At 44.9% G+C, this 20146-nt stretch carries 22 protein-coding genes, 1 tRNA gene and 1 other RNA gene; 9 read left to right on the top strand and 15 right to left on the bottom strand.

Annotated features, from left to right (window positions below; translation table 11 throughout):
- Positions 1-224 precede the first annotated feature (224 nt).
- Together WB308_RS07195 and WB308_RS07190 are read right to left on the bottom strand one after the other, a co-directional pair.
- Positions 225-2318, bottom strand: a complete 2094-nt coding sequence (locus tag WB308_RS07195; RefSeq protein ID WP_424190408.1) for a hypothetical protein — start codon at positions 2316-2318, stop codon at positions 225-227.
- Positions 2319-2320: 2 nt separating this feature from the next.
- Entirely contained in the window at positions 2321-2818 is a 498-nt protein-coding gene (locus WB308_RS07190; RefSeq protein ID WP_424190406.1) for a hypothetical protein, read from the bottom strand.
- A gap of 144 nt (positions 2819-2962) precedes the next feature.
- Between WB308_RS07190 and WB308_RS07185 the strand changes: the two genes are divergently transcribed.
- The 3 genes from WB308_RS07185 (at position 2963) to WB308_RS07175 (ending at position 4544) form a co-directional block, all read left to right on the top strand.
- Positions 2963-3748, top strand: coding sequence for an MBL fold metallo-hydrolase (locus WB308_RS07185; RefSeq protein ID WP_424190404.1), 786 nt, complete (start codon positions 2963-2965; stop codon positions 3746-3748).
- A 114-nt stretch (positions 3749-3862) separates the two neighbouring features.
- Complete coding sequence (locus tag WB308_RS07180; protein WP_424190402.1) at positions 3863-4432, top strand: PhnA domain-containing protein; 570 nt, start codon at positions 3863-3865, stop codon at positions 4430-4432.
- A gap of 35 nt (positions 4433-4467) precedes the next feature.
- Positions 4468-4544 (top strand) — tRNA-Arg (locus WB308_RS07175).
- Positions 4545-4552: 8 nt separating this feature from the next.
- Here the strand turns inward: WB308_RS07175 and WB308_RS07170 are convergent.
- The 8 genes from WB308_RS07170 to WB308_RS07135 all read right to left on the bottom strand — a co-directional run bounded on the left by WB308_RS07170 (position 4553) and on the right by WB308_RS07135 (position 10359).
- Positions 4553-5362, bottom strand: a complete 810-nt coding sequence (locus WB308_RS07170; protein WP_424190400.1) for a hypothetical protein — start codon at positions 5360-5362, stop codon at positions 4553-4555.
- On the bottom strand, positions 5359-5613 hold the full coding sequence (locus WB308_RS07165) for a ribbon-helix-helix protein, CopG family (RefSeq protein ID WP_424190398.1): 255 nt from the start codon (positions 5611-5613) through the stop codon (positions 5359-5361). Before WB308_RS07165 ends, WB308_RS07170 begins: the two co-directional genes overlap by 4 nt.
- A 31-nt stretch (positions 5614-5644) precedes the next feature.
- A complete protein-coding gene (locus tag WB308_RS07160; RefSeq protein WP_424190396.1) occupies positions 5645-6235 on the bottom strand; it encodes a ParA family protein in 591 nt (196 codons plus the stop codon).
- Between the two features lie 116 nt (positions 6236-6351).
- Complete coding sequence (locus WB308_RS07155) at positions 6352-7563, bottom strand: EAL and HDOD domain-containing protein (RefSeq protein WP_424190393.1); 1212 nt, start codon at positions 7561-7563, stop codon at positions 6352-6354.
- Positions 7564-7810: 247 nt separating this feature from the next.
- Positions 7811-8182, bottom strand: a transfer-messenger RNA (tmRNA) gene (ssrA, locus tag WB308_RS07150).
- A gap of 91 nt (positions 8183-8273) precedes the next feature.
- Entirely contained in the window at positions 8274-9158 is an 885-nt protein-coding gene (locus WB308_RS07145; protein WP_424190391.1) for a DUF3943 domain-containing protein, read from the bottom strand.
- 59 nt (positions 9159-9217) lie between these two features.
- Positions 9218-9958 carry a tryptophan synthase subunit alpha gene (gene trpA, locus WB308_RS07140; RefSeq protein WP_424190389.1) on the bottom strand — a complete coding sequence of 247 codons (741 nt, stop codon included), beginning with the start codon at positions 9956-9958 and terminating at the stop codon, positions 9218-9220.
- Positions 9955-10359, bottom strand: a complete 405-nt coding sequence (locus tag WB308_RS07135; protein ID WP_424190387.1) for an Hpt domain-containing protein — start codon at positions 10357-10359, stop codon at positions 9955-9957. The genes trpA and WB308_RS07135 overlap by 4 nt, the downstream gene beginning before the upstream one ends.
- A gap of 134 nt (positions 10360-10493) precedes the next feature.
- Between WB308_RS07135 and panB the strand changes: the two genes are divergently transcribed.
- The 6 genes from panB (at position 10494) to WB308_RS07105 (ending at position 15733) form a co-directional block, all read left to right on the top strand.
- Complete coding sequence (gene panB / locus WB308_RS07130) at positions 10494-11282, top strand: 3-methyl-2-oxobutanoate hydroxymethyltransferase (RefSeq protein ID WP_424190385.1); 789 nt, start codon at positions 10494-10496, stop codon at positions 11280-11282.
- 11 nt (positions 11283-11293) lie between these two features.
- Complete coding sequence (gene ruvB / locus WB308_RS07125; protein WP_424190383.1) at positions 11294-12301, top strand: Holliday junction branch migration DNA helicase RuvB; 1008 nt, start codon at positions 11294-11296, stop codon at positions 12299-12301.
- Between the two features lie 10 nt (positions 12302-12311).
- Positions 12312-13349, top strand: a complete 1038-nt coding sequence (locus tag WB308_RS07120; protein WP_424190381.1) for an AI-2E family transporter — start codon at positions 12312-12314, stop codon at positions 13347-13349.
- A gap of 82 nt (positions 13350-13431) precedes the next feature.
- Entirely contained in the window at positions 13432-13854 is a 423-nt protein-coding gene (locus WB308_RS07115) for a hypothetical protein (RefSeq protein WP_424190379.1), read from the top strand.
- Positions 13855-13856: 2 nt separating this feature from the next.
- Entirely contained in the window at positions 13857-14519 is a 663-nt protein-coding gene (locus tag WB308_RS07110; protein WP_424190377.1) for a response regulator transcription factor, read from the top strand.
- Positions 14516-15733, top strand: a complete 1218-nt coding sequence (locus WB308_RS07105) for an ArsS family sensor histidine kinase (protein WP_424190375.1) — start codon at positions 14516-14518, stop codon at positions 15731-15733. The genes WB308_RS07110 and WB308_RS07105 overlap by 4 nt, the downstream gene beginning before the upstream one ends.
- On the opposite strand, the gene lgt is transcribed toward WB308_RS07105, so the two are convergent.
- From lgt to hemN, 5 genes are read right to left on the bottom strand one after another with little or no spacing between them, the layout of a single operon-like run.
- The gene (gene lgt / locus WB308_RS07100; RefSeq protein WP_424190373.1) at positions 15697-16521 is read right to left on the bottom strand and encodes a prolipoprotein diacylglyceryl transferase; all 825 of its coding nucleotides are present in this window, start codon (positions 16519-16521) and stop codon (positions 15697-15699) included. The genes WB308_RS07105 and lgt overlap by 37 nt on opposite strands.
- Positions 16521-16856: a DsrE family protein gene (locus WB308_RS07095; RefSeq protein ID WP_424190371.1), complete on the bottom strand. Its 336-nt coding sequence runs from the start codon at positions 16854-16856 to the stop codon at positions 16521-16523. The genes lgt and WB308_RS07095 overlap by 1 nt, the downstream gene beginning before the upstream one ends.
- Positions 16849-17346 carry a HugZ family protein gene (locus WB308_RS07090; protein ID WP_424190369.1) on the bottom strand — a complete coding sequence of 166 codons (498 nt, stop codon included), beginning with the start codon at positions 17344-17346 and terminating at the stop codon, positions 16849-16851. Before WB308_RS07090 ends, WB308_RS07095 begins: the two co-directional genes overlap by 8 nt.
- Positions 17343-18620 (bottom strand): (Fe-S)-binding protein, encoded by a 1278-nt coding sequence (locus WB308_RS07085; RefSeq protein ID WP_424190367.1) that lies wholly within the window; start codon positions 18618-18620, stop codon positions 17343-17345. The genes WB308_RS07090 and WB308_RS07085 overlap by 4 nt, the downstream gene beginning before the upstream one ends.
- Before the next feature lie 3 nt (positions 18621-18623).
- Positions 18624-19991 carry an oxygen-independent coproporphyrinogen III oxidase gene (hemN, locus tag WB308_RS07080; protein WP_424190365.1) on the bottom strand — a complete coding sequence of 456 codons (1368 nt, stop codon included), beginning with the start codon at positions 19989-19991 and terminating at the stop codon, positions 18624-18626.
- Positions 19992-20146: the final 155 nt, after the last annotated feature.

The following is a 20146-nucleotide window of genomic DNA, read 5'->3' as shown; positions in this document are numbered from 1 at the left end:
TTTGACCTACTTAGTTTTCAATGATCTCAAACTCAAACTTAACCCTTCTTTCGAAGCGTCTCATCGTTTGTGGACGGGAATTATAGGGGAAATCAATAAAGATGTCAAGAGGTTTTCGAAAGAAATTGCAAAATATTTATTTACTATTATTTTTAGTAATAACGTTTTACATTATATATAGACAAATCCTCTTTTTTCCCCTTTTACTCGATTGATTTTCTATTTTAATGCCGCTGTGTTTGCCCAATTGATTTATTATCCACTACGAGTAACAGTACGGGAAGGATAAATAAATCGCTCATTAAGGATATAAACATCAAAATCGCTCCATACGCACCGATCAATTGCAGTGATTGCAGCTGGGTCAAGGTCAAAAGTGCAAAAACAGTCATTAATACTATGGCGCTGGTAATCGCGGGAACACCTGAATAAAAGAACATTATCTCCAATGCATGTTTTTGGGTTCTACCGAAATATCGGCTTCTAAAATATTTGTAACCGAAATGAATAATCGTATCGGATGTCAATCCGACAGATATCGTCATGGCGATCAGTGCTTCAATACTCAGCTCGAAATCAAATACCATCATAAACAGCGTGAACCATATGATAGGCACCGCATTCGCAACAAAACCGACAAAACCGATTCTAGCCGAGCGAAAAATAATCCCCATGATCAGGCCGATCATCAAAAGAGCGGAAAGTGAAGACAACGCCAAGAGAAGCGTTTTATCCATTTTTGAACTCTCCGACAGACTTTCGATATCAGTAAAATAAATCGTAATCCCCTTATACTCTTCCAGCCATCGGATAACCGCTGACTGATCCGTGTTATGAAGAGTAATCGAGATATTCAAGGCATTCTTATCGATGTAGGCTTGCTGAAGATCGTAGAGTTCAAGAAAAAAGAGTGCTTGCAATAACCGCTGTTCATCAAAAGGAGTTTGCGGTTTATTCGCCATATCCAACCGTTTTAAAATTGCGACAATCGAATCGACCTTCTCTATGCCATCGTTATGGGTACGCAGTTCGCGCTCAAAAATTTCGATTTTATGCAGAGTATCCAGATCGATTTCTTCGAACGGAACTTTTAGAGTAATGGTATTTTGGGCAACATGCTTATCAAAAAATCCATCAGGAGCCATTGTAAGACGGATAACAATGGTCAAAAGTATGATCACGGTTAAACCCATAAACCCTTTTAACACTTTAGGACTGTAATGAATTTCACGATTTGCAAACCAATAACATATACGCGCGAATCCTATTCTTGGGTGGCTGACCGAAAAATAGCTCAACAATGCAGGAAGAAAGACTATATTGATAATATAGGCTACCGCCGATGAAACCATCAGACTCAAACTCAGCATCGTCACAATCTTCGAATCGGCAAAAAGCAACGACCCTAAACTCAGTATCAAAACCGGCAATGTCCAAACAGCTGGATGGAGATTTCGATTTATACTTTTTTCAAGTGCACGATTCGGATCACTTTTAAATTGAGAGACATGCCATCGATAATAAAAATAAAGATAGTGCCCGATCGAAATACTGACGACCATCAAGCTCATGGCAATATGTATTTGTTTACTTCCGGTCAACAGATACATAATAGAGAACGTCCATATCAATGTCAATAAGGTGACGATGATAGCCCCAAGTGCCGCAATATAGTTGCGAAATAAAATCCGCGACATCAGCATAATAACCAAGACTATCACACCGACATACCAAAGGTAATGCCCCAACTCCGCTTCAACAATCGGTTCAGAGTAATGGTATTCAAACGGAATGGTCATTCGATCAAAATGGATAGGACTTTGTGAATGGATGATGAAATGGAACTCCGTGAAATCATCACTCACAAACTGCGTATACGGTTCCGGGAATGATTTCACAAAGGCCATCATCTTCGGTGCTGTTAACTGCCCGATAGGCAATGCTTTGACAATCGCAGATTCTTCTGATGTTTGATCGTTGTAGACCATATGTGCAGCAAATAGCGATTCCACTTGCTCAACATCCGGTTGATTTTCAAGCTCGGCTTGCAGCGATTGCAATTGAAATTTTGTCGCCTCGCTGAATGCAGCTGTCTTGACACTCAGTCGCCCGATATAGGTCGTAGCGTATTCGCGCTGTGTTGTTTTTTCAAATTGTTTGGACTCGCTCAGCCAAAAAAAAGTATCCGAAGAAATCAATTCGGGCTTAATCAATGCAAAAGCAGCAATGGAAAGCACTACAAACAACGCAATGATCAACGCCCGAATCCGTCGGATAAACAGAACAAATTTTGAAGTATTTGGCGTATGGTAATACATAATTAATCCCACTCTTTTGCAATAATAAGATATGGACGTTTGGATACGCCGATCTGTTCGGCCACACGTTCAATATCATGAATCTTTTCTTCGATTCTAGGCTCAACACTAGGAAGAGTATCAATAACTTTTTTTCCGACCATTACTTCCAGCATCCGTTGTAACGGCGAAGGAGCCGTATAAATTGTCCCTATCAAAGCGTGCGAATTAAACCGTTTCAGTTCATAAAAAAAGATGTAATAACGGTATATCGTCCGCATTTTCGGACTTTCAAAAAGCATTGACATAAAATCTTGCGAATGGGGACATTTTGGGTCAATAAAAACATAAACTTTAATGTCACCCTCTCCATACTGCATTGCATGGTGTTCTATCGGCTGGAGGAGTGTAACCATTTTTTTGGTCGAAAGATCTTTCCCTGCAGCCTCTATAGAGATAAAGCACCATAAAGCAATAAGTACCATAATAAAAGAAGAGATCGGTTTGGATGGATGTATCATGCCATAATCATAAATCAAAAATATTACGATATCACTACGAATGTGATTAAAAAATAATCATACTCTATTTACAGCCGCTTAAAACCTCAATTAACATGAATCTTACTATAATTAACCATCTTTGATAATGCACAGCAGGAGATTATGGATACGATCAAATTTTTAGGAACTGGCGGAACCCGTACACCGACACAGGGGACGACATGCCTGCATGTCAGTGAGCACTGCGTCATCGATGCCGGAAACCTTATCAATACGTTTGGGAGCACGATTTTTACCATTGAGCATATCTTTCTGACCCATTCGCACCTCGATCATATTATCGATATCCCTTTCCTCGCTGACCTCTTCGTTACCCAAAAAAAAGTTTCTTTAAAAATCTATGGATTGAAAGCCACTCTCGATGATCTGCGCCAATGTATTTTTAATGATCGCATTTGGCCGAATTTCAAGGAGATCACCCTTATCGGACATACCGATAAAACGATCGAACTGATCGAACTGGAACTTGAATTGCCCTATCATGTCGACGGTGTTACCCTCACCCCTTTTAAAACCGATCATACGGAAGGAAGTTGCGGGTATATCATCGAAAAAAACGGTTCAGGGGTTTTATTTACCGCCGATACCTATCGGTGTGATCGGATTTGGGAGCTTTTGGATGAACGTCCTTACCTCCATACACTGATCACCGAAGTCTCTTTTCCCTCAGCCTTTGCAAAACTGGCATCAAATAGTAAACACCTCACCCCTTCCCTCCTCGCAGATGAACTGAAAAAATGTAATAGAGACAATTTCTCCCTCTACATCATGCACCTTAAAGCACTGTTTATGGGGACTATTCTCGAAGAGCTCGCCGTACTAGAGTTACTCCGCAACGGAGGGAAAGTACTCGTCGATGGGGATCAGATACATTACAAGATCCCCTGATACGCTATAATACGCTTCTTACATTATTCTGATGTTAGCATTTACATGAGCAAAGCCCATTTGAATGGCAAGGACACAGATGTCCTTTGCAGTTAATTTAATAAAGGTGTTATTATGAGTATGGAACAAACATTACAAGAACGTAGCGGAAATATTTGCGAATTGTGCGGAGCAACAGAAGGATTGAGTGTTTTTGAAGTGGCTCCGAGCGACGGTTCTGCGGATCAATCCGTCTATATCTGCGAAACGTGCAAAAGCCAAATCGAAAATCCTCAAAATCTTGATACCGATCACTGGCGCTGTCTCAGTGACAGTATGTGGAGCCAGGTTCCGGCCGTACAGGTTATGGCATACCGTCTCCTCAGCGCACTCGGAGATCAAGACCAGCTCGATATGATGTATCTCGAAGACGATGTCAAAGCATGGGCTCAATCAGGTATGCTAAAAGCAGCTTCTAATGAGGAGGGGGGACCAGTCGTTCAACGTGATAGCAACGGAACAATCCTCGCCGAAGGTGACACCGTAACCCTCATCAAAGATTTGGAAGTTAAAGGGGCAGGATTCACCGCAAAACGGGGAACCATCGTCAAAAACATCCGTCTGACCGATGATGCACGATACATCGAGGGAAAAATCAACGGCAGCACGATCGTTCTCGTCGCCGCTTTCATGAAAAAGGCGTAAGCCTTTTTCCACTACTCTTTCATCCTCTTTTATACGCGTCCGTAGCTCAGCTGGATAGAGCATTGGTTTCCGGTACCAAGGGTCAGGGGTTCAAATCCCTTCGGGCGCACCATTCCTCTGTTATTTCTCCAACTGTACCGCTAATTCAGAATAAATCCGTGCTTTGGCTATATTATAGCGTTGCGCTTGTCCACTTTTTTCCAATGATACGATTTTTTGATTGAGCTGTGCCATACGGGTATTAATCGAATTGCGATTTTGAACCACCGTACTTTTGTCATCACGGCTAGGTTGTGACAACCCTACAAAATTTTTCGCCTGATTAACGTACCCTCCGGTCGTATCCAATGCATCGGCAATGCTTTGCGTTGTTGCCGCCATTGCCGCAGTCGATTCTGAAATATCTTTTAGAGAATTTTCAAGAGTTTTTGCATCGTTGAGCAATTTTGTATCCGCATATACCGCTAGCTTGGATATCTCTGCCGCACTTGCATTCGACGGATTGAGCGTATCGAAACCGGCTAGAAAATACTCGGTGCTATTCTTGTACTTATTCAATGCACTGGCTACGCCGCCTAGATTCAATGCGGTTTTGGAGATTAGCTTTGTCGTATTTGATACCTCTCCTGCATAGGGAATCGGTAAGAATCGGACAACATTGCTGATATAGAGGCTCGATTTGACCATCTCGGAATAGCTGTCCACCGTCCCTTTCATCGCATTGATAAACCCTTCGAACGACTCAATATTTTTTTTATCTTCGCGTAGCAGCTTGGCCACACGCGCAAGATGATCATAGCTGTATACATTGAGTTGTGTCGCACTCATGCACGCTTTCTGAGACGGTGCAATCGGCTGTTGAGTACACCCGCCCAACATCAAGAGTACCGATCCGAAAAGAATCGCTCGTTTAATCATAATTTTTTTCATATCATCCCCATCTCTTTGAGCGCTCGGCGTATCGCGCCGGCTATTGATTCGCCTGTACGCGCCGTATGCTCGTCAAGTTTCTCTTTTTCAGCCTTTGTAAGCGTCAAAAACACCTTTTCACTCTGTTTGATTTCATCACTCTTTTTAGGACGTCCGCCCGGATGTTTTGCGGTTTGAATCTCTTTGTGGGTTGAGAGTTCCCGCTGTGTCACCCGCGCTGCAAATTTATTTTCTTTGATCGGTTCTTCCATTATTAACCCTTTTTAACCTCTACGAAACGGTTTATATATTCTCATATTCTCGAATTTTCTCATGCAGACTACGGATCAGATTGGAACTCTTTTTATACGCATAGGCTTTGATCCCCCCTTGTTGCGAGAGCTCAATGATCGAGCGGTTTTCATTAATCGCCGTTTGCAATGCGACACTCATCGGGATCGGGAACATCTCGATCTCAAACCCAAGCGTCTCTTCGAATACAAATTTCGCGTCATTGATATCGTTCTCTTTTTGGCTCATATTCGGCACCATCAAGATCGGTTTGTTCGCTGATGCAACCCGGACTAATGTATCAACCGTCCCCTGAATCGTCTCCAGTGTGGGGATAAACGGGATGATGATCAAATCCGAATAGCTGATCGCCTGATCAAGTTTGATATCATCAAACCCTCCGAAATCGAAAATCGTCTCTTTGTCCGGCTGGCGAATCGATTTTTGCTGAATGTCAATACGTTCAACCCGCTCTGGCAGCCGATCCGAAAGCGAACCGTACGGATCGATCTCATATCCGTGAAATCCAAATCCTGAGATAAGCTGATGGGCGATCATCGATTTGCCCACACCCCCTTTAAAATTGACAATCGTAATATTCATCTATTTCCTTATTATAAATAACTGTAAATTACAGTATTTTACCTGTATTAAATAGATAAAGTCAAGTTTTATACAGTAAAAAACTATTCAATGATTTCTTCTAGGAAAGGGAAAGATTACAATTCGTTTTTGTTCATCTCGATACCGCTAAACTCAAGGGTATAAATCAATTCGACCGTATCCAATTTATCAAAATTGTCAAAAATCAGTTTTTTTAAATACTCTTTTTCCGCTTTTTCCGCTTTGATCAAACTGTGTGCAAATTTCCCTTTCTTTTCAATCACAAGTCGGGTAATCTCTTTATCCATCTGTACATATTTCATCAACTCTTTGACGTTGGTATCAAAAACTGCCCCTAACAGTGAAAACATCCCAGCCAAATAGGCTTTGTCTTTCTCCCTGGGCTCTGCATCCTTTTCCATCCGTTCAGCACGTTGCATTGCAAATTGTAAAATCGTTTTGGAAGCAGGATTGGTAGAAATTTCTGAATACAGATAGATCAACAACCATCTTAACAGTTTATCTCTGCCTAACAGTGCAATCACCTGCCCAACCGAATCAACAGGTGTCGTAAAATTTTCTTGATTATTTAAAAACTTGATTAATTTATAGGCGAGATCGGCTTTTTGGCGTATAAACATCTCAATTTTTGCCGTTTCATCATCATTTTTTATCAATTTGATCAACTGCAAGATAATCATATGGGTTACTTCTTTGTGCCCCTCGATTTCCACTGTTTGAGGGTGATGTAAAAAATAACCTTGAAAAAAATCAAATCCCATTTTTTTGCAATCGTCGTACGTTTCTTTCGTTTCAACTTTTTCCGCTAGAAACTTTATATTGATGTTTTTTAATTTTTTCATCACGGCATCGATGTTCTCTGCTGCCGCTGCAAGGATATCTATTTTGATGATGTTCACATATTTGAGCAAGGGAGCAAATTTTTTGATCATTTCTGCACTGCAGTCAAAATCATCTATCGCAATGGTATAACCGCGTTTGTGATACAGTTTGATCCGCTCGACGACATTTTCGGTTAAATCAACGGTTTCCAGAATTTCCAGAATAAATCTTTTTTTGTCCAGTACATCAACAATACCTGAAGTAAGCACTTTCTCATCAATATTGACAAATGCCTTCTCATTTTTTCCTAAAACATCATCGATATTTAAATTGGTCAGTGTATTGATAATGACATGGGAAGTTGCTTTCAAATTAGAAGGAAATTCTTTAATCCCCCACTCATGATCTCGAAACAGCAGCTCATATCCGAAAACCGTACCGTCACTATTGAAAATTTTTTGCTTACCCAGATACAACTTCGCCAAAAAAAACCTTCATGAAATTATTTTATATTTTTCGTCTTATCCCGTTGCCCAATTTTGCCTAAAAAACACTAAATGTAAAGACTTTAACATCGCTACATATTCTAAATATGCACAAATAGTTCTGGGCATGGCAAGAGTATAAATAAGGGAGGAACCGGATAGAGAGTGAAAAAATGAATTCTACGCGTCTGAAATAAAAGTTTATTGTGAAAAAGATGAATTAAGTGCCTGAAATAGGCTGAAAAGTTGGTGGAGGCGTCCGGGATTGAACCGGAGTCCTAAACCAAGGAAGTAAAGGCGTCTACATGCTTAGTAACGTTGTTTGTTTTTCAGATGACTATCACACAACGTGCAAAGCTACGTCATCCAATTCTCTAAATTCATTCAAGTCCGAGACATTCCAAGAATATAGCTATCACAGAGGTTATACGCCAAGCCCTTCCCGTTATAGCATAGGAAGGTAGCGCAGTCCTAAATTAAGTTAAACTTACGCTACAGCGTAAGCAGGACGGTAATTAGTGTTGTTTGCGTTTAAGCAAGTGTGAGCCGTATAACGGAGCTGCTCAGTCCGGCGATGCAACCTAAACCTTCTTGATCCAGTCGAAGCCATGTCGCCCCCTCGTGGATGACCGAAGTCAGAATGCAATTATAGCACTATTATCTGTTAATCAACGGTTTACAGGTGCGGAGGATTTTACAGCCTGACCGGCTCACTGAAAAGTTATGATAAACCCATATTCACGCTCTCGAACACGTATCGAATCTTCCGGAAAGGGGGTGAAAGGAAAGGGGTGCATTGCAGCGTAGGGATAGGTTCGAAACGTCATCGTTACCTCAGGTTCTAAATTCAACAAGATAAGGGTATTTCTCATCCAATCGGCGATACTGCCCAGCGGGTCCAGGAGGAAATAGCTTATATTTCCCAAAGTCGTGGAGCCGAAAACCACACCCCCTTGTTGATCCAGTTTTTTTTCAAGAACAAACATCCCTTCCCCCAAAATCGAACCGAATAAAGGGGTAACAATGAGATCTTGAATCGAAGGGACCTCAGCAAAAGATTCATACCCGTATTCCCAAAAAAAGGTGGACATCAAGGCTGAAAAAGCTGCTGATTCACCCATCGACATTCCGTCATTACGTGCCATAGTATAGTAAAATGCTCCCGATACCGGGTGACCGATATAGTTGATGACCCAATCATCATTGTCCCAAACGGGTGTCGTAGAGATATGCTCGTCCCAGCGCTCGTAAAGCGACTGTTCCTGGAGCTTTTCCGTATTCCAGTTCGTAATACTCTCAGGCATGGTAGACAAAACCCCGATGGATGAGAGCATCAGAAGTTGCAGGTAGATCGAGTCTTCGATCACTCGCTTGTAGCGGGAAGAGAGTTGTTCGTTGAGATTAATAGAGGCGGGGGAGTAGTCTTTTCCCTCGTCGAGTCGTTGAAACGGCTCTTTTAAATGCACTTGACGCGACAACATATCTTCACCGGATACCGATTCCGCAGAGAAATTAAAGAGGACCGGTTTCTGTAAATCGGAGTGTGTTTTCAGATGATCATAGAGCGTCCCCTCTGCCCTGATGGCTATGGTCATTGCGTATAAAAGTAGAATCCAATACCGCATTACCGTCCTATTAATACCTCTTACCCTCTTTACTCATTGATAAGCGATTTAATCGTGCGGGTTATTTCGCAGCATTTGGCAATTTTTTGGGTGTTGCTCAAGGTATCATCAAGAAGGACATTGACGATTGCCGAACCGACGATGACGCCGTCCGCCCCTTGCACTTTTTCGCGAGCCGTCTGTTCATTGACCCCGAACCCGACGTAAACCGGGGTAGCCGTATGCCGCTTGATCATTTCAAGTACGGGTGCGAGATCTTCGCTTTTACCGCTTCCGGTGATACCGGCATACGCAACAAGATAGATAAATTTACGCGCTTCGGCGGTAATCATTGCAATGCGCTCTTCTCCGTCGGTCGGAGCTACGAAGGTGATATTCGCAAGTCCTCGATCCTCGAAAAGGTTGTGATACGCTTTGGCTTCTTCATACGGAACATCAGGGATGATAAGGCCGTTGACGCCGATTGAGAGTGCACGGTCCAGCAGTTTCTCCATCCCGTACTGATAAAAAGGGTTGAAATATCCCATCCAGAGGGTATCAACCTTTGGGGCGATTGCCTCCGAAATGCTCAAAATATCGGCAAAACGAAATCCAGCCCGAAGCGCTCGCTCATTTGCCGCTTCGATTACGGGACCGTCGGCTACGGGATCCGAAAAGGGGACACCGAGCTCAAGTATATCCACACCGTTTTCACCGAGTGCCAATCCCAAATCGACGGTAAAGTTTTTATCAGGATATCCTGCGGTGATGTACGCTACAAGTTGTTTCACGCTTTCTCCATATCGGGTAAAATTAAAAGGGAAAAATGGATTTTACTCAGTTCGTTATCCATTTTGAGGTCTTCTTGCCACTGCATAAACATATCCGAAACATTGATCAGCCAGCTGATTGTCTCCTCGTTCACGACATTCTCACGCAACCGTAACTGCTCAAGGGCATCCTCCACAAAGGTTGCAAGACGCACCATCGGCTGAATCTGCAGATAGCCCGAAGCCGATTTGATATTGTGAAAAATCCGAAAAAGTTCTTCAATGCTGCGATGAACGCGCTCAATGTTACCCAAATCAATAATCAAAGGTTCCATATTTTCGCACATCATTGCATAATGGTCTAAAAATTCGTCAATAATTTCAAAGTCGAAATTAGCTTCTAAACCGCTTCTTATGCCCATGCGAATGTTCTCCTGTGGTAAAAAATTATAGCAATGTTTTGTTTAATCTCCCCTCTTAATTGGTATCGAATGGGTATGCAAACCAAATTTTGGGTAAACTATCTTATTTATACCACCTAAGAGACAGACCTACTATGAAAAAACTCTCTATCGGCTCTATTCAAAAACGCAAAGGTACTCAGCCTCTCGTCATGATTACAGCATATGATGCGCTTTTCGCACGACTCTTTAACGAAAGCGCAGACATCCTCCTTGTCGGAGACAGTCTCAACATGAGCTTTGGCGGCAACCCCGATACCCTCAGCGCAACGATGGATCAGATGATTTACCACACCAATGCCGTCTGCAAAGGGGCTCCGGCTACGTTTGTCATCACCGATATGCCTTTTGGAACGTACAGCAGCCATACAGCCGCACTTGAAAATGCGATCCGTGTTTACCGTGAAACCCCTGCCGATGCCGTCAAAATCGAAGGGGGATCCGATAAAGCACACCTCGTACACCATCTCACCTCCAATGGAATCGCCGTATGCGGTCATATCGGCCTTCTTCCTCAAGCGTTTCGTGCCGAGGGTGGATACAAAGTGAAAGGAAAATCTGAAGAAGAAGCGTTATCTCTTATCGCAGATGCGCAGGCTATCGAGAAAGCGGGAGCATTTATCCTCGTCATCGAAGGGGTCAAAGCTGACGTCGCAACGCGGGTTGCGCAAAGCGTCTCTATACCCGTTATCGGAATCGGCGCAGGAAACGGGGTGGACGGTCAGGTGCTCGTGTTCTCCGATATGCTCGGGCTTTATGAGCCATTCGTTCCAAAATTCGTCAAACAATATGTGAATGGTGCAGCAGCGGTGAAAGAAGCAGTCAAAGCTTATGCCGATGAAGTTCAAAACCGCTCGTTTCCCGATGAAAACTATATTTACTAGGATCCGATAACGTGGAACGTATTGTAGAAATCGAAAAATTTAACGCCGAAGAGGTTACCGAAACCTCATTGCGACCCAGTGCATGGGATGATTACATCGGACAAGAGCAGATCAAAAAAAACCTGGGCGTTTTTATCGAAGCAAGCAGTAAACGTCGTGAAGCACTCGATCATGTCCTCTTTTACGGCCCTCCGGGATTGGGAAAAACGACACTGGCTCTCATCATCGCCAACGAAATGGGGAGCAATATCAAGGTAACCGCCGCTCCGATGATCGAAAAGAGCGGTGATCTCGCCGCGATCCTCACGAACCTCGAAGAGGGAGATATCCTTTTTATCGACGAAATTCACCGTCTCTCTCCCGCCGTCGAAGAGATTCTCTACCCGTCGATGGAAGATTTCCGCCTCGATATTATCATCGGAAGCGGTCCTGCGGCGCAAACGGTTAAAATCGACCTCCCCCGCTTTACCCTCATCGGCGCGACGACACGGGCGGGGATGCTCTCCAATCCTTTGCGCGACCGTTTTGGGATGAATTTTCGAATGCAGTTTTATACCCCTGATGAGCTGTGCAGTATCATCACTCAAGCCGCTACCAAACTCGGTAAAGATATCGCAAAAGAGGCAGCTCACGAGATCGCCAAACGCTCTCGTGGAACCCCCCGTATTGCTCTTCGGCTCTTGAAACGGGTACGCGATTTTGCCGATGTTGCCAACGAGGATACGATTTTCCACGAACGTTCCCGCTACGCCCTTGATCAGCTCGGGATCAATGCGAACGGTTTTGACGAGATGGATATCCGCCTTCTCAAACTGTTGATGGATGCCAAAGGACGGGCGATGGGACTTAGTACGATTGCTGCGGCACTGAGCGAAGATGAGGGGACGATTGAAGACGTACTTGAACCGTATCTCCTCGCAAACGGTTATCTGGAACGGACCGCACGCGGGCGATTGGCAACCCCGAAAACCTACGAACTTCTCAAGTTCGGAACTCCACAAAACGGACTGTTTGCCTAAGGAAATATAGATGAAAAAAGAGTACTTTACCCTGATATTGCTGCTCCTTGTCTCGTATGGTATCTATCAGCTTTATCAACCGTTTTGGATGAGTATTATCGTCGCTTCGCTTTTAGCGATTTCCACCCACCATATTCAAATGGGGTTTTTTCACCTTACCCGCAGCCGTTTTTGGGCATCAACCTTATCGACCCTTTCTCTGGGTATCCTCTTTTTCGCTCCGCTGGGCTATTTTCTGTTCCATTTTTCGTTGCTGCTCCAAAACCTCGATCCCGCCGTATTGACGAATATCGAAATAAAACTTCGGGAGTGGCTGAGCCATCTTCCTCCCTCGTTTTCGCAAATGGAAGGGAAAATCGAAGCTTCCCTTAGCCAGTTTGATGCGGGGGCGTTCACCCAGCATATCCTTGACTACGCCGGGCAAATCGGAAGTTTTGCGATGTCGTTTCTATCCGGAACCGTTTTTATCCTGATTTTCTATTTTGTCGCCCACTATTACGGAAAAGATATTTTCGAATTTTTCAAACGCTCCGCCCATTTTCCCCAGCAGGAGAGTACGCTGATCCTATTTGAGATGCGTTCGGTACTCAGCGTCGTGTTCTATTCGACACTCGCCACTGCAGTGCTGGAAGGGGCATTATTCGGCGTTGCCGTAGGATACCTGGGGTATAACGGACTGCTGTTTGGGATCATGTACGGGTTTGCCTCCCTTGTCCCCGTCATCGGCGGCGTCATCATGTGGTTCCCCTTCTGCCTCTTTGAACTCGCTTTGGGAAATACCGAAAATGCGATCTTCATTGCCCTCTACACCATTATCGTCATTTCCGTGATCGCAGATACCTTCATCAAGCCTTTTGTCATCAAACTCATCAACCAGAAATTCATCAAACCCGAAGAAAAAGTCAACGAGCTGATCGTCTTTTTTGCCATTATCGCCGGACTCGCAACCTTCGGATTTTGGGGGATGATCATCGGTCCGGCGCTCACAGTGCTGTTTCTGACCCTGCTGCGAATCACCGAAACCCAAAACGACGAAGAGATCCATTAATCCCGTTAACACTGAGTTGATACACGGTTGGGAAAGAAGCTCTATGATGTCAGAGTACAAACCTACTCAATGGAGAAACAAAATGAAAAAGATCCTTAGTTTGGCACTCGCGCTGAGTGCAAGCGTATTGATGGCACAACCGATGGGCCAGGGAATGATGGAACGAGATTTTTATGGTCCGATGTGTAAAAGCGGATTGATGGAAAAATGCCAATGCGATCCAAAACAGATGCCTCGAGCCCTTGAAGCGCTCGAATTAAACGACAATCAAAAAGAACAGGTTATAAAGCTGCGTGAAGAGGGGCAGGCATTCCATAACAAACAGCACGAAAAAATGATGGCGGTTCTCACCCCTGAACAACGGGGCAAACTCGACTATATGAGAAAACTTAGAGAACTTCGCGGCGGAAAGATGCAAGGGGGGATGGGATGCCCGCCAAACGGGATGAATGCACCTAGAATGCCTCAGGGCGTAATGGGTTGTAAAAACTGCAATATGGAGTAAGTATGATTAAAATCCTCCTGATTGAAGACGACCTCGAAATATCGGATCTCCTCACGCAGTATCTGAGTCGTTATCAGATGGAGGTCATTTCGTATGCCCATCCCAAAAGTGCTCTCGCATCACTGGGTATTGAGTCGTATGATTTGGTACTGCTCGATCTCACCCTGCCTGAAATGGATGGTTTGGAGGTATGCAAAGCGCTCCGCGAGCGCAGCGACATTCCCATCATCATCTCGTCGGCTCGGAGTGATTTGGGAGACAAAGTAATCGCACTGGAACTGGGTGCCGATGACTATCTCCCCAAGCCCTATGAGCCGCGTGAACTGGTCGCCCGTATCCAAAGTCTGCTGCGCCGTATCAACGGAAAAACGATCCAAGCCAGCAGCGATATGTTCCGGGTAGATGAAAACGGAATCTACAAAGACGGAGAGCTTCTTCCCCTGACGCGGGCTGAATTCGAACTCTTGAGCCTCCTGATCAAACATCGCCGTCAAATCATCTCACGTGATTTTATCGCCAATAACGTCGAATCCATCGGATGGGAGAGCTCGGAGCGGAGCATCGATGTCCTGATCAGCCGTATCCGCCAAAAAGTCGAAGCCAACCCCAAACACCCTACCCTCATCCGCTCCATTCGCGGTATGGGATATCAGTTTACCCTATGATTTCGCGCCGCCATTCCGTTTTTTTCAAACTCCATGCCTTCTTTTTTCTGGCACTCATCGTGTTGTTTTTACTCTTTATGTCCGCACTTCATGAGCAGGAACAACAAAAATTTCACCTCCTGGCTCACCGGTCTATGGAACTTTCCCGCATTATCGATGAAACAAAAGCACGCACCTGTATGGCAAAAAATCAGGAACTCTCCGAAGCGGGATTTCAGGTCATCAAAGCCAAAACACCCAAATGCGAAGCAATCAAACTCCCCGCTCCGATGCAGTCGAAACTCCGTTCCCGCAATGTCAAAGTGACCATTTATAAAGACGATAGCGGATTCATCTACGAACTCGCTGAGGGGCATTGCACGATGCTCTATCGCGATACTGCCGAAAGCAAAACCTATTATTTCGTCTGGTTTTTATTTTTCGCCCTTTTAGGCGGATTGGTCAGTATGTATCTGCTGCTGTGGAGCAACCTCAAGCCCCTCAAACATCTGTATGAGCAGATACAACGCTATGGAGAAGGAGAAGAGATTGTAAACACTCCCAACCTCGGAAAAGATGAAATCACTCTCATTTCCAATGCCCTTCATGACGCATTGGAAAAACAAAACAAACTCAAAAAATCCCGCGAACTTTTTTTACGTAATATCATGCACGAGCTGAAAACCCCTATTACAAAAGGGAAACTCATTGTCGAGCTCGAAGAGCCGAGTGCCAACCGCAACTTGCTCGCCAAGCTCTTTCATCGACTCGAACATCTGATCCATCAAATGGCCGCCATCGAAAAAATGCACGCTTTCTCACTAAGTAAAAGTCCAAAACATCTGGAATCGATGATTCAAACGGCAATGGAGAATCTGATGATAGAGGAAAATCGTGTTCAGATGAGCGGATGTGATCAAACTATCATGGTCGATAGCGAACTCTTTACCAGTGCGCTCCAAAATCTGATCGACAATGCAGTGCGTCACGCTACTTCGTATCCGATCCATATCGATTGCGACGGGGAAACAATCTGTATCCGAAACAGCGGTGAACCTCTCAAACGACCTGTGGAAGAGGCGTTGCAGGCATTTGTTACCGAGCGGGGAGACGGAGGATTAGGATTGGGGCTATATATTGCCCAGTCGGTGTGTGATTTACACCGGTTTGATTTGCAATACGGTTACGAAAAGGGGGTTCACAATTTTTGTATTTGGTTCCGCGAACGAAAATAAAACCACAGCAGAGCTGAGACTGCCGCCATGGCCAAACTGAGAGCCATTCCCAGGGTCATCCATTGACCGACAAGATAACCTATTTGCGGATCGGGGGCACGGTAAAACTCGACCAAAGCACGTCCGATTCCGTATAAAAACCCATAGAGTAAAATCAACTCTCCTTCGAAAGCTTTTCGTTTGCGATACGCATAGATAATTACAAAAACGACAATCCCCTCCACAAACGCTTCATAGAGCTGTGAAGGGTGACGGAGGACATCGTATACATAAATTCCCCACGGCACGTCAGTCGCACGTCCGACGAGCTCCTGATTGAGAAAATTTCCGATCCGACCAAACACGTATCCCAAAGGGACCGATACGGCGACAAGATCCATGAGCAATCCGAAAGAGACTTTATGACGGAGATGATAAAGATACGAACCGATCAAAAAGCCCACAATCGCCCCGTGAAAACTCATCCCACGAATCCCAACAAACTGCCCGTCGATAAACGGATTAAAAATCTGCCACGGCTGCGTGAGATAATACATCGTATGGGTATCGTAAAAGAGGATGTACCCCAATCGCGCTCCCAGGATAACCCCGATTTCGGCATAGATGAAATAATCGTCCAGCTGATCTTTGGAAATGGCAATATTGTCTTTTTCGACAATCCATTTTGCGATCACGAGCGCGCTTAGAAGTGCGAGAACATACATGAGCCCGTACCAGTGGACGGGAATCGAAAAGAGGTTGAACGCTACAGGATTAAAATGCTCATAAATGTGGTTCCAAAATTCCATCAGAAGGTTACCACTTTCCAGTCGCTTTTCAGTGCCTCTGTTAAAAATTCTCCCGTATGCATCGGCTCCACGCCCAATGCTCTGAGCTGATCGGTCACTCCGTAATCCTCACTGCAGACAACACACACCGAGGCTTTTACCCCGCTCTCAATCACCTGTGCCAACATGGCCTGCATCTCGCTGTTTTCCGCCAACAATTTCGCCGAAGGGCCCCACACCATCAGATGGGCTTCATCCCAATAGCCGCGAGGCAAAATAACGCTGCCGTAGAGCAATACCAATTTTTTAGCAACTTCAATTTCTCCGCTGCTCCATACGATCAGAAGTTTATCCATGGCCGTGACCTCGCTGATGGTTTCCCATAATGTGGGCCGTCACTTCCAAATTTTCATCCAAATGATACGCTTTGCCAAACCCCATCACGACATTGCCTCGCAACACAGAAAGCTTAAAGAGGTGGAAATCTCCCATCTGAGAAAGCGATGTCACCAGTTCAGAGTCAAAGTGGGCTTTGAAACGCTCTATCGCGTGTAAAAACAGTTCCTCGTCGCGCGTGATTTCAGAGGCCTCCGCTTCAATCGTCACCCGTTTACGGGCAAAGGGCTGTACACATTGGGATTCATCTTCGACAAAAAGCAAGGAGACTTTTGAATGTACCAAAAGATTGCGTCCATGCTGAGCGACGGTGCTGATAAGGATGTAAAAATCATCTCCTATCCGGATATAAGGAGCCGTGCTGGCATACGGGTCCCCCTCAGGGGTTAATGAGGCCATAATAAGGGTTTGAAAGGTCTCTAAAAAAAGTTCTACTTCCTGGGTTGTCATTGTCTCAGTGCCTCGGCGATCAGTTCGATCGGATTTTTAAAGACAACATTCACATCGGCTTCATTCATCGAGTTGTTAATCTGCATACGGCATGCACTGCACTCGGCAGTGACGATTTGTGCCCCTGTTTTAGCGATCATGGCCGCTTTGGGTTTCCCCGCCGCCTGGGCAAAATGGAAATTCTCCGTCTGCATCGTCACTCCGCCGAATCCGCAGCAGGCATTCGGATCGCTCATCTCCGTTATCGTGTAGTTCTGGCTCACGAGTCGGCGCGGCTCCTGATAGATTCCCTGCATTTTACGGGCATGGCAAGGGTCATGATAGGTCACACGCAGATCACTGCGCCCTTTCGAAGCCAGTAGAGTTTTCAGCTCGGTTTTCTGTTCCAGCCATTCGGTTGCCATAAAAATTTTGCTTTTCAGTTTTTTGGCACGCTCCAGCCACTCGGGCTGATCATGAAAAAAGTGCTCATAATCGACTTTGATCATTGCACTGCAGGTCGCTTCAGGGATAATGATCGCCTCGACGTCGTCGATAAAGCTCTCGAAATAAAGAATGTTCTTTTTGGCATTATGGTCTACCGTCGCAAAATCACCCGTAAAATAGGCGGGTGCTCCGCAGCAAAGCTGTTTTTTCGGGATAAAGGCATCGATATTGAGAGCTTCTAAAATTTCCAACAGCCCTTTGCCGATCTCGGTATAGTTGTAGTTCGCCAAACACCCGATAAAAATCGCAACCCGCCGTTTTCCGCCATTGGGAATATTTTCAGGATAGCTGTTAAGAAACGAGGTTTTCCCCATCGCCGGAAGGAGACGATCTTTTTTGATGATGGGAAGATTAAATCTCGGCTCCATCGAGCTGATCTCGGATTTGATTTTAAATCCGCATGTCTGGAAAACATACCCAAGCTTGAACAAGATATCCATGGTGGTACGGTGGCGGAGAAGATAGAAAAATGCCCGTTTGAACCATGCAATCCCAAACTTATCGGCGATATCGGCACGTACCTGCTCGATAATCATATCGGTCGGCAGCTGTTTCGGACACACATCGACGCAGTTGGTACAAAGAAAACAGCTCTCAAAAATCGCTTTGGCATTTTTGTCTAATTCCAGCTGCCCCCGCTCATACGCCCCGAGAAGATCGATAAATCCGCGCGGGCTCGTAACCTCATCGGCATTGACGTTGTGGATAGTGCAAACGGGGATACATTTCCCGCATTTGATACACGCATCGGAAGTTTCGGTAAAATGAAAGAGTTCGCGTTTTTCCATGCATTACACCGTTTTACTAAATGCTTTGTCAGAGCTAGTGTGACGTTTCATATACGCATCAAACGCCATTGCTATGTTGCGGATGAGCAAAGTCCCGGTCACGGAACACTCTATGGACGTTGGACTCAGGCTCACTAATCCATCCGCTTCGAACGGCTTCAGTGCCTCAATCGCATCGGCAAAATATTCTGCGAATTTCACGCCGTAGAGCCGCTCGAATCGGACGATATCAAGTTTGAAATTAGACATCAGTTCCATAATGACGTACTGACGGATACGGTCATCCTCGTTGAGTGCTACCCCCCGCTCGTACGGAAGTTTTCCTGAATCGATAGCCGCTTCGTAAGATTCCATATCTTTAAAATTCTGGGCGTAGTAATCCGCCCCCTCTCCGATAGAGGTGAGGCCGATACCGATCAGATCCGCACCCCCTTTGGTCGTGTAGCCTTGAAAGTTGCGGTGGAGTTCCCCTTTTTCAATCGCTTTAAAAAGCTCATCTTCGGGTTTGGCAAAATGGTCCATCCCGATCATTTTATAGCCGTTGGACTCCATATGATCGATCGTATAGCGCATAATGGCAAGTTTTTCTGCCGGATGGGGGAGCGTTGTCTCATCAATTTTGCGCATCGTCTTTTTCAGCCATGGTACATGGGCATAGTTAAAGACGGCAAAACGGTCAGGATCCAAAGAGAGGGTGAGATCCAGGGTCTTTTTAAACGTCTCCAAACTCTGGTACGGCAAACCGTAAATCAAATCGACGTTGACGCTCACCATGTTGTATTTTCGGGCCAAATCCATCGCCGCTTTGGTAATATCATAAGGCTGGACGCGATGTACCGCCACTTGCACTTTGTCATCGAAATCCTGAATCCCGAAACTGACACGGTTAAATCCGGCGTCACTGAGGACCTTCATCTGCTCCTCGTTGATATGACGGGGATCGATCTCGCAGCTGATCTCAGCCCCTTGCGCAAAGTTTTTAAAATGGCTTTTAATCGCGGTGATAATACGGTGCAGTTGATCCGCATCAAAAAATGTCGGAGTACCCCCGCCAAAGTGGAGCTGGATAACGGAACGGTTAACATCGATATGTTGAGAAAGGATCTGGAGCTCACGCGTCAGATAATCGATATAACGCTCTTTTTTATCCTCTTTGGAGGTAAAAACGACGTTACAGCCGCAAAAATAACAGGCATTTTTACAAAACGGCAGGTGAAAATAGAGCGATAACGCCCGGGTCGGATCTTGGGCATGGAGCTTTGCGAGATAGCCATCATAATCAAAGGTGTCACTGAACTCTAATGCAGTCGGATAACTGGTATAGCGCGGTCCCGGTTTAGAATATTTGGTAAATTTATCAAAGTCAAGCATAGTGCGCATCCCCAACAGGTATATTATTCGCGATTATACTCTTTTGGATTGAATATCCCCTAAAAATCCTATGTTACGAAGAGAAATAGAGGCGATAAAATCATCCCTATTCTTCGTCATGTTCTTGCTTTTAAATTTTAATGTGTTAAAATCAT

Source organism: Sulfuricurvum sp., assembly GCF_049587615.1.
Taxonomy (GTDB): Bacteria; Campylobacterota; Campylobacteria; order Campylobacterales; family Sulfurimonadaceae; genus Sulfuricurvum.
Note: the sequence above shows the minus strand (reverse complement) of the source record. Positions and strands in the feature narration are given on the sequence as shown.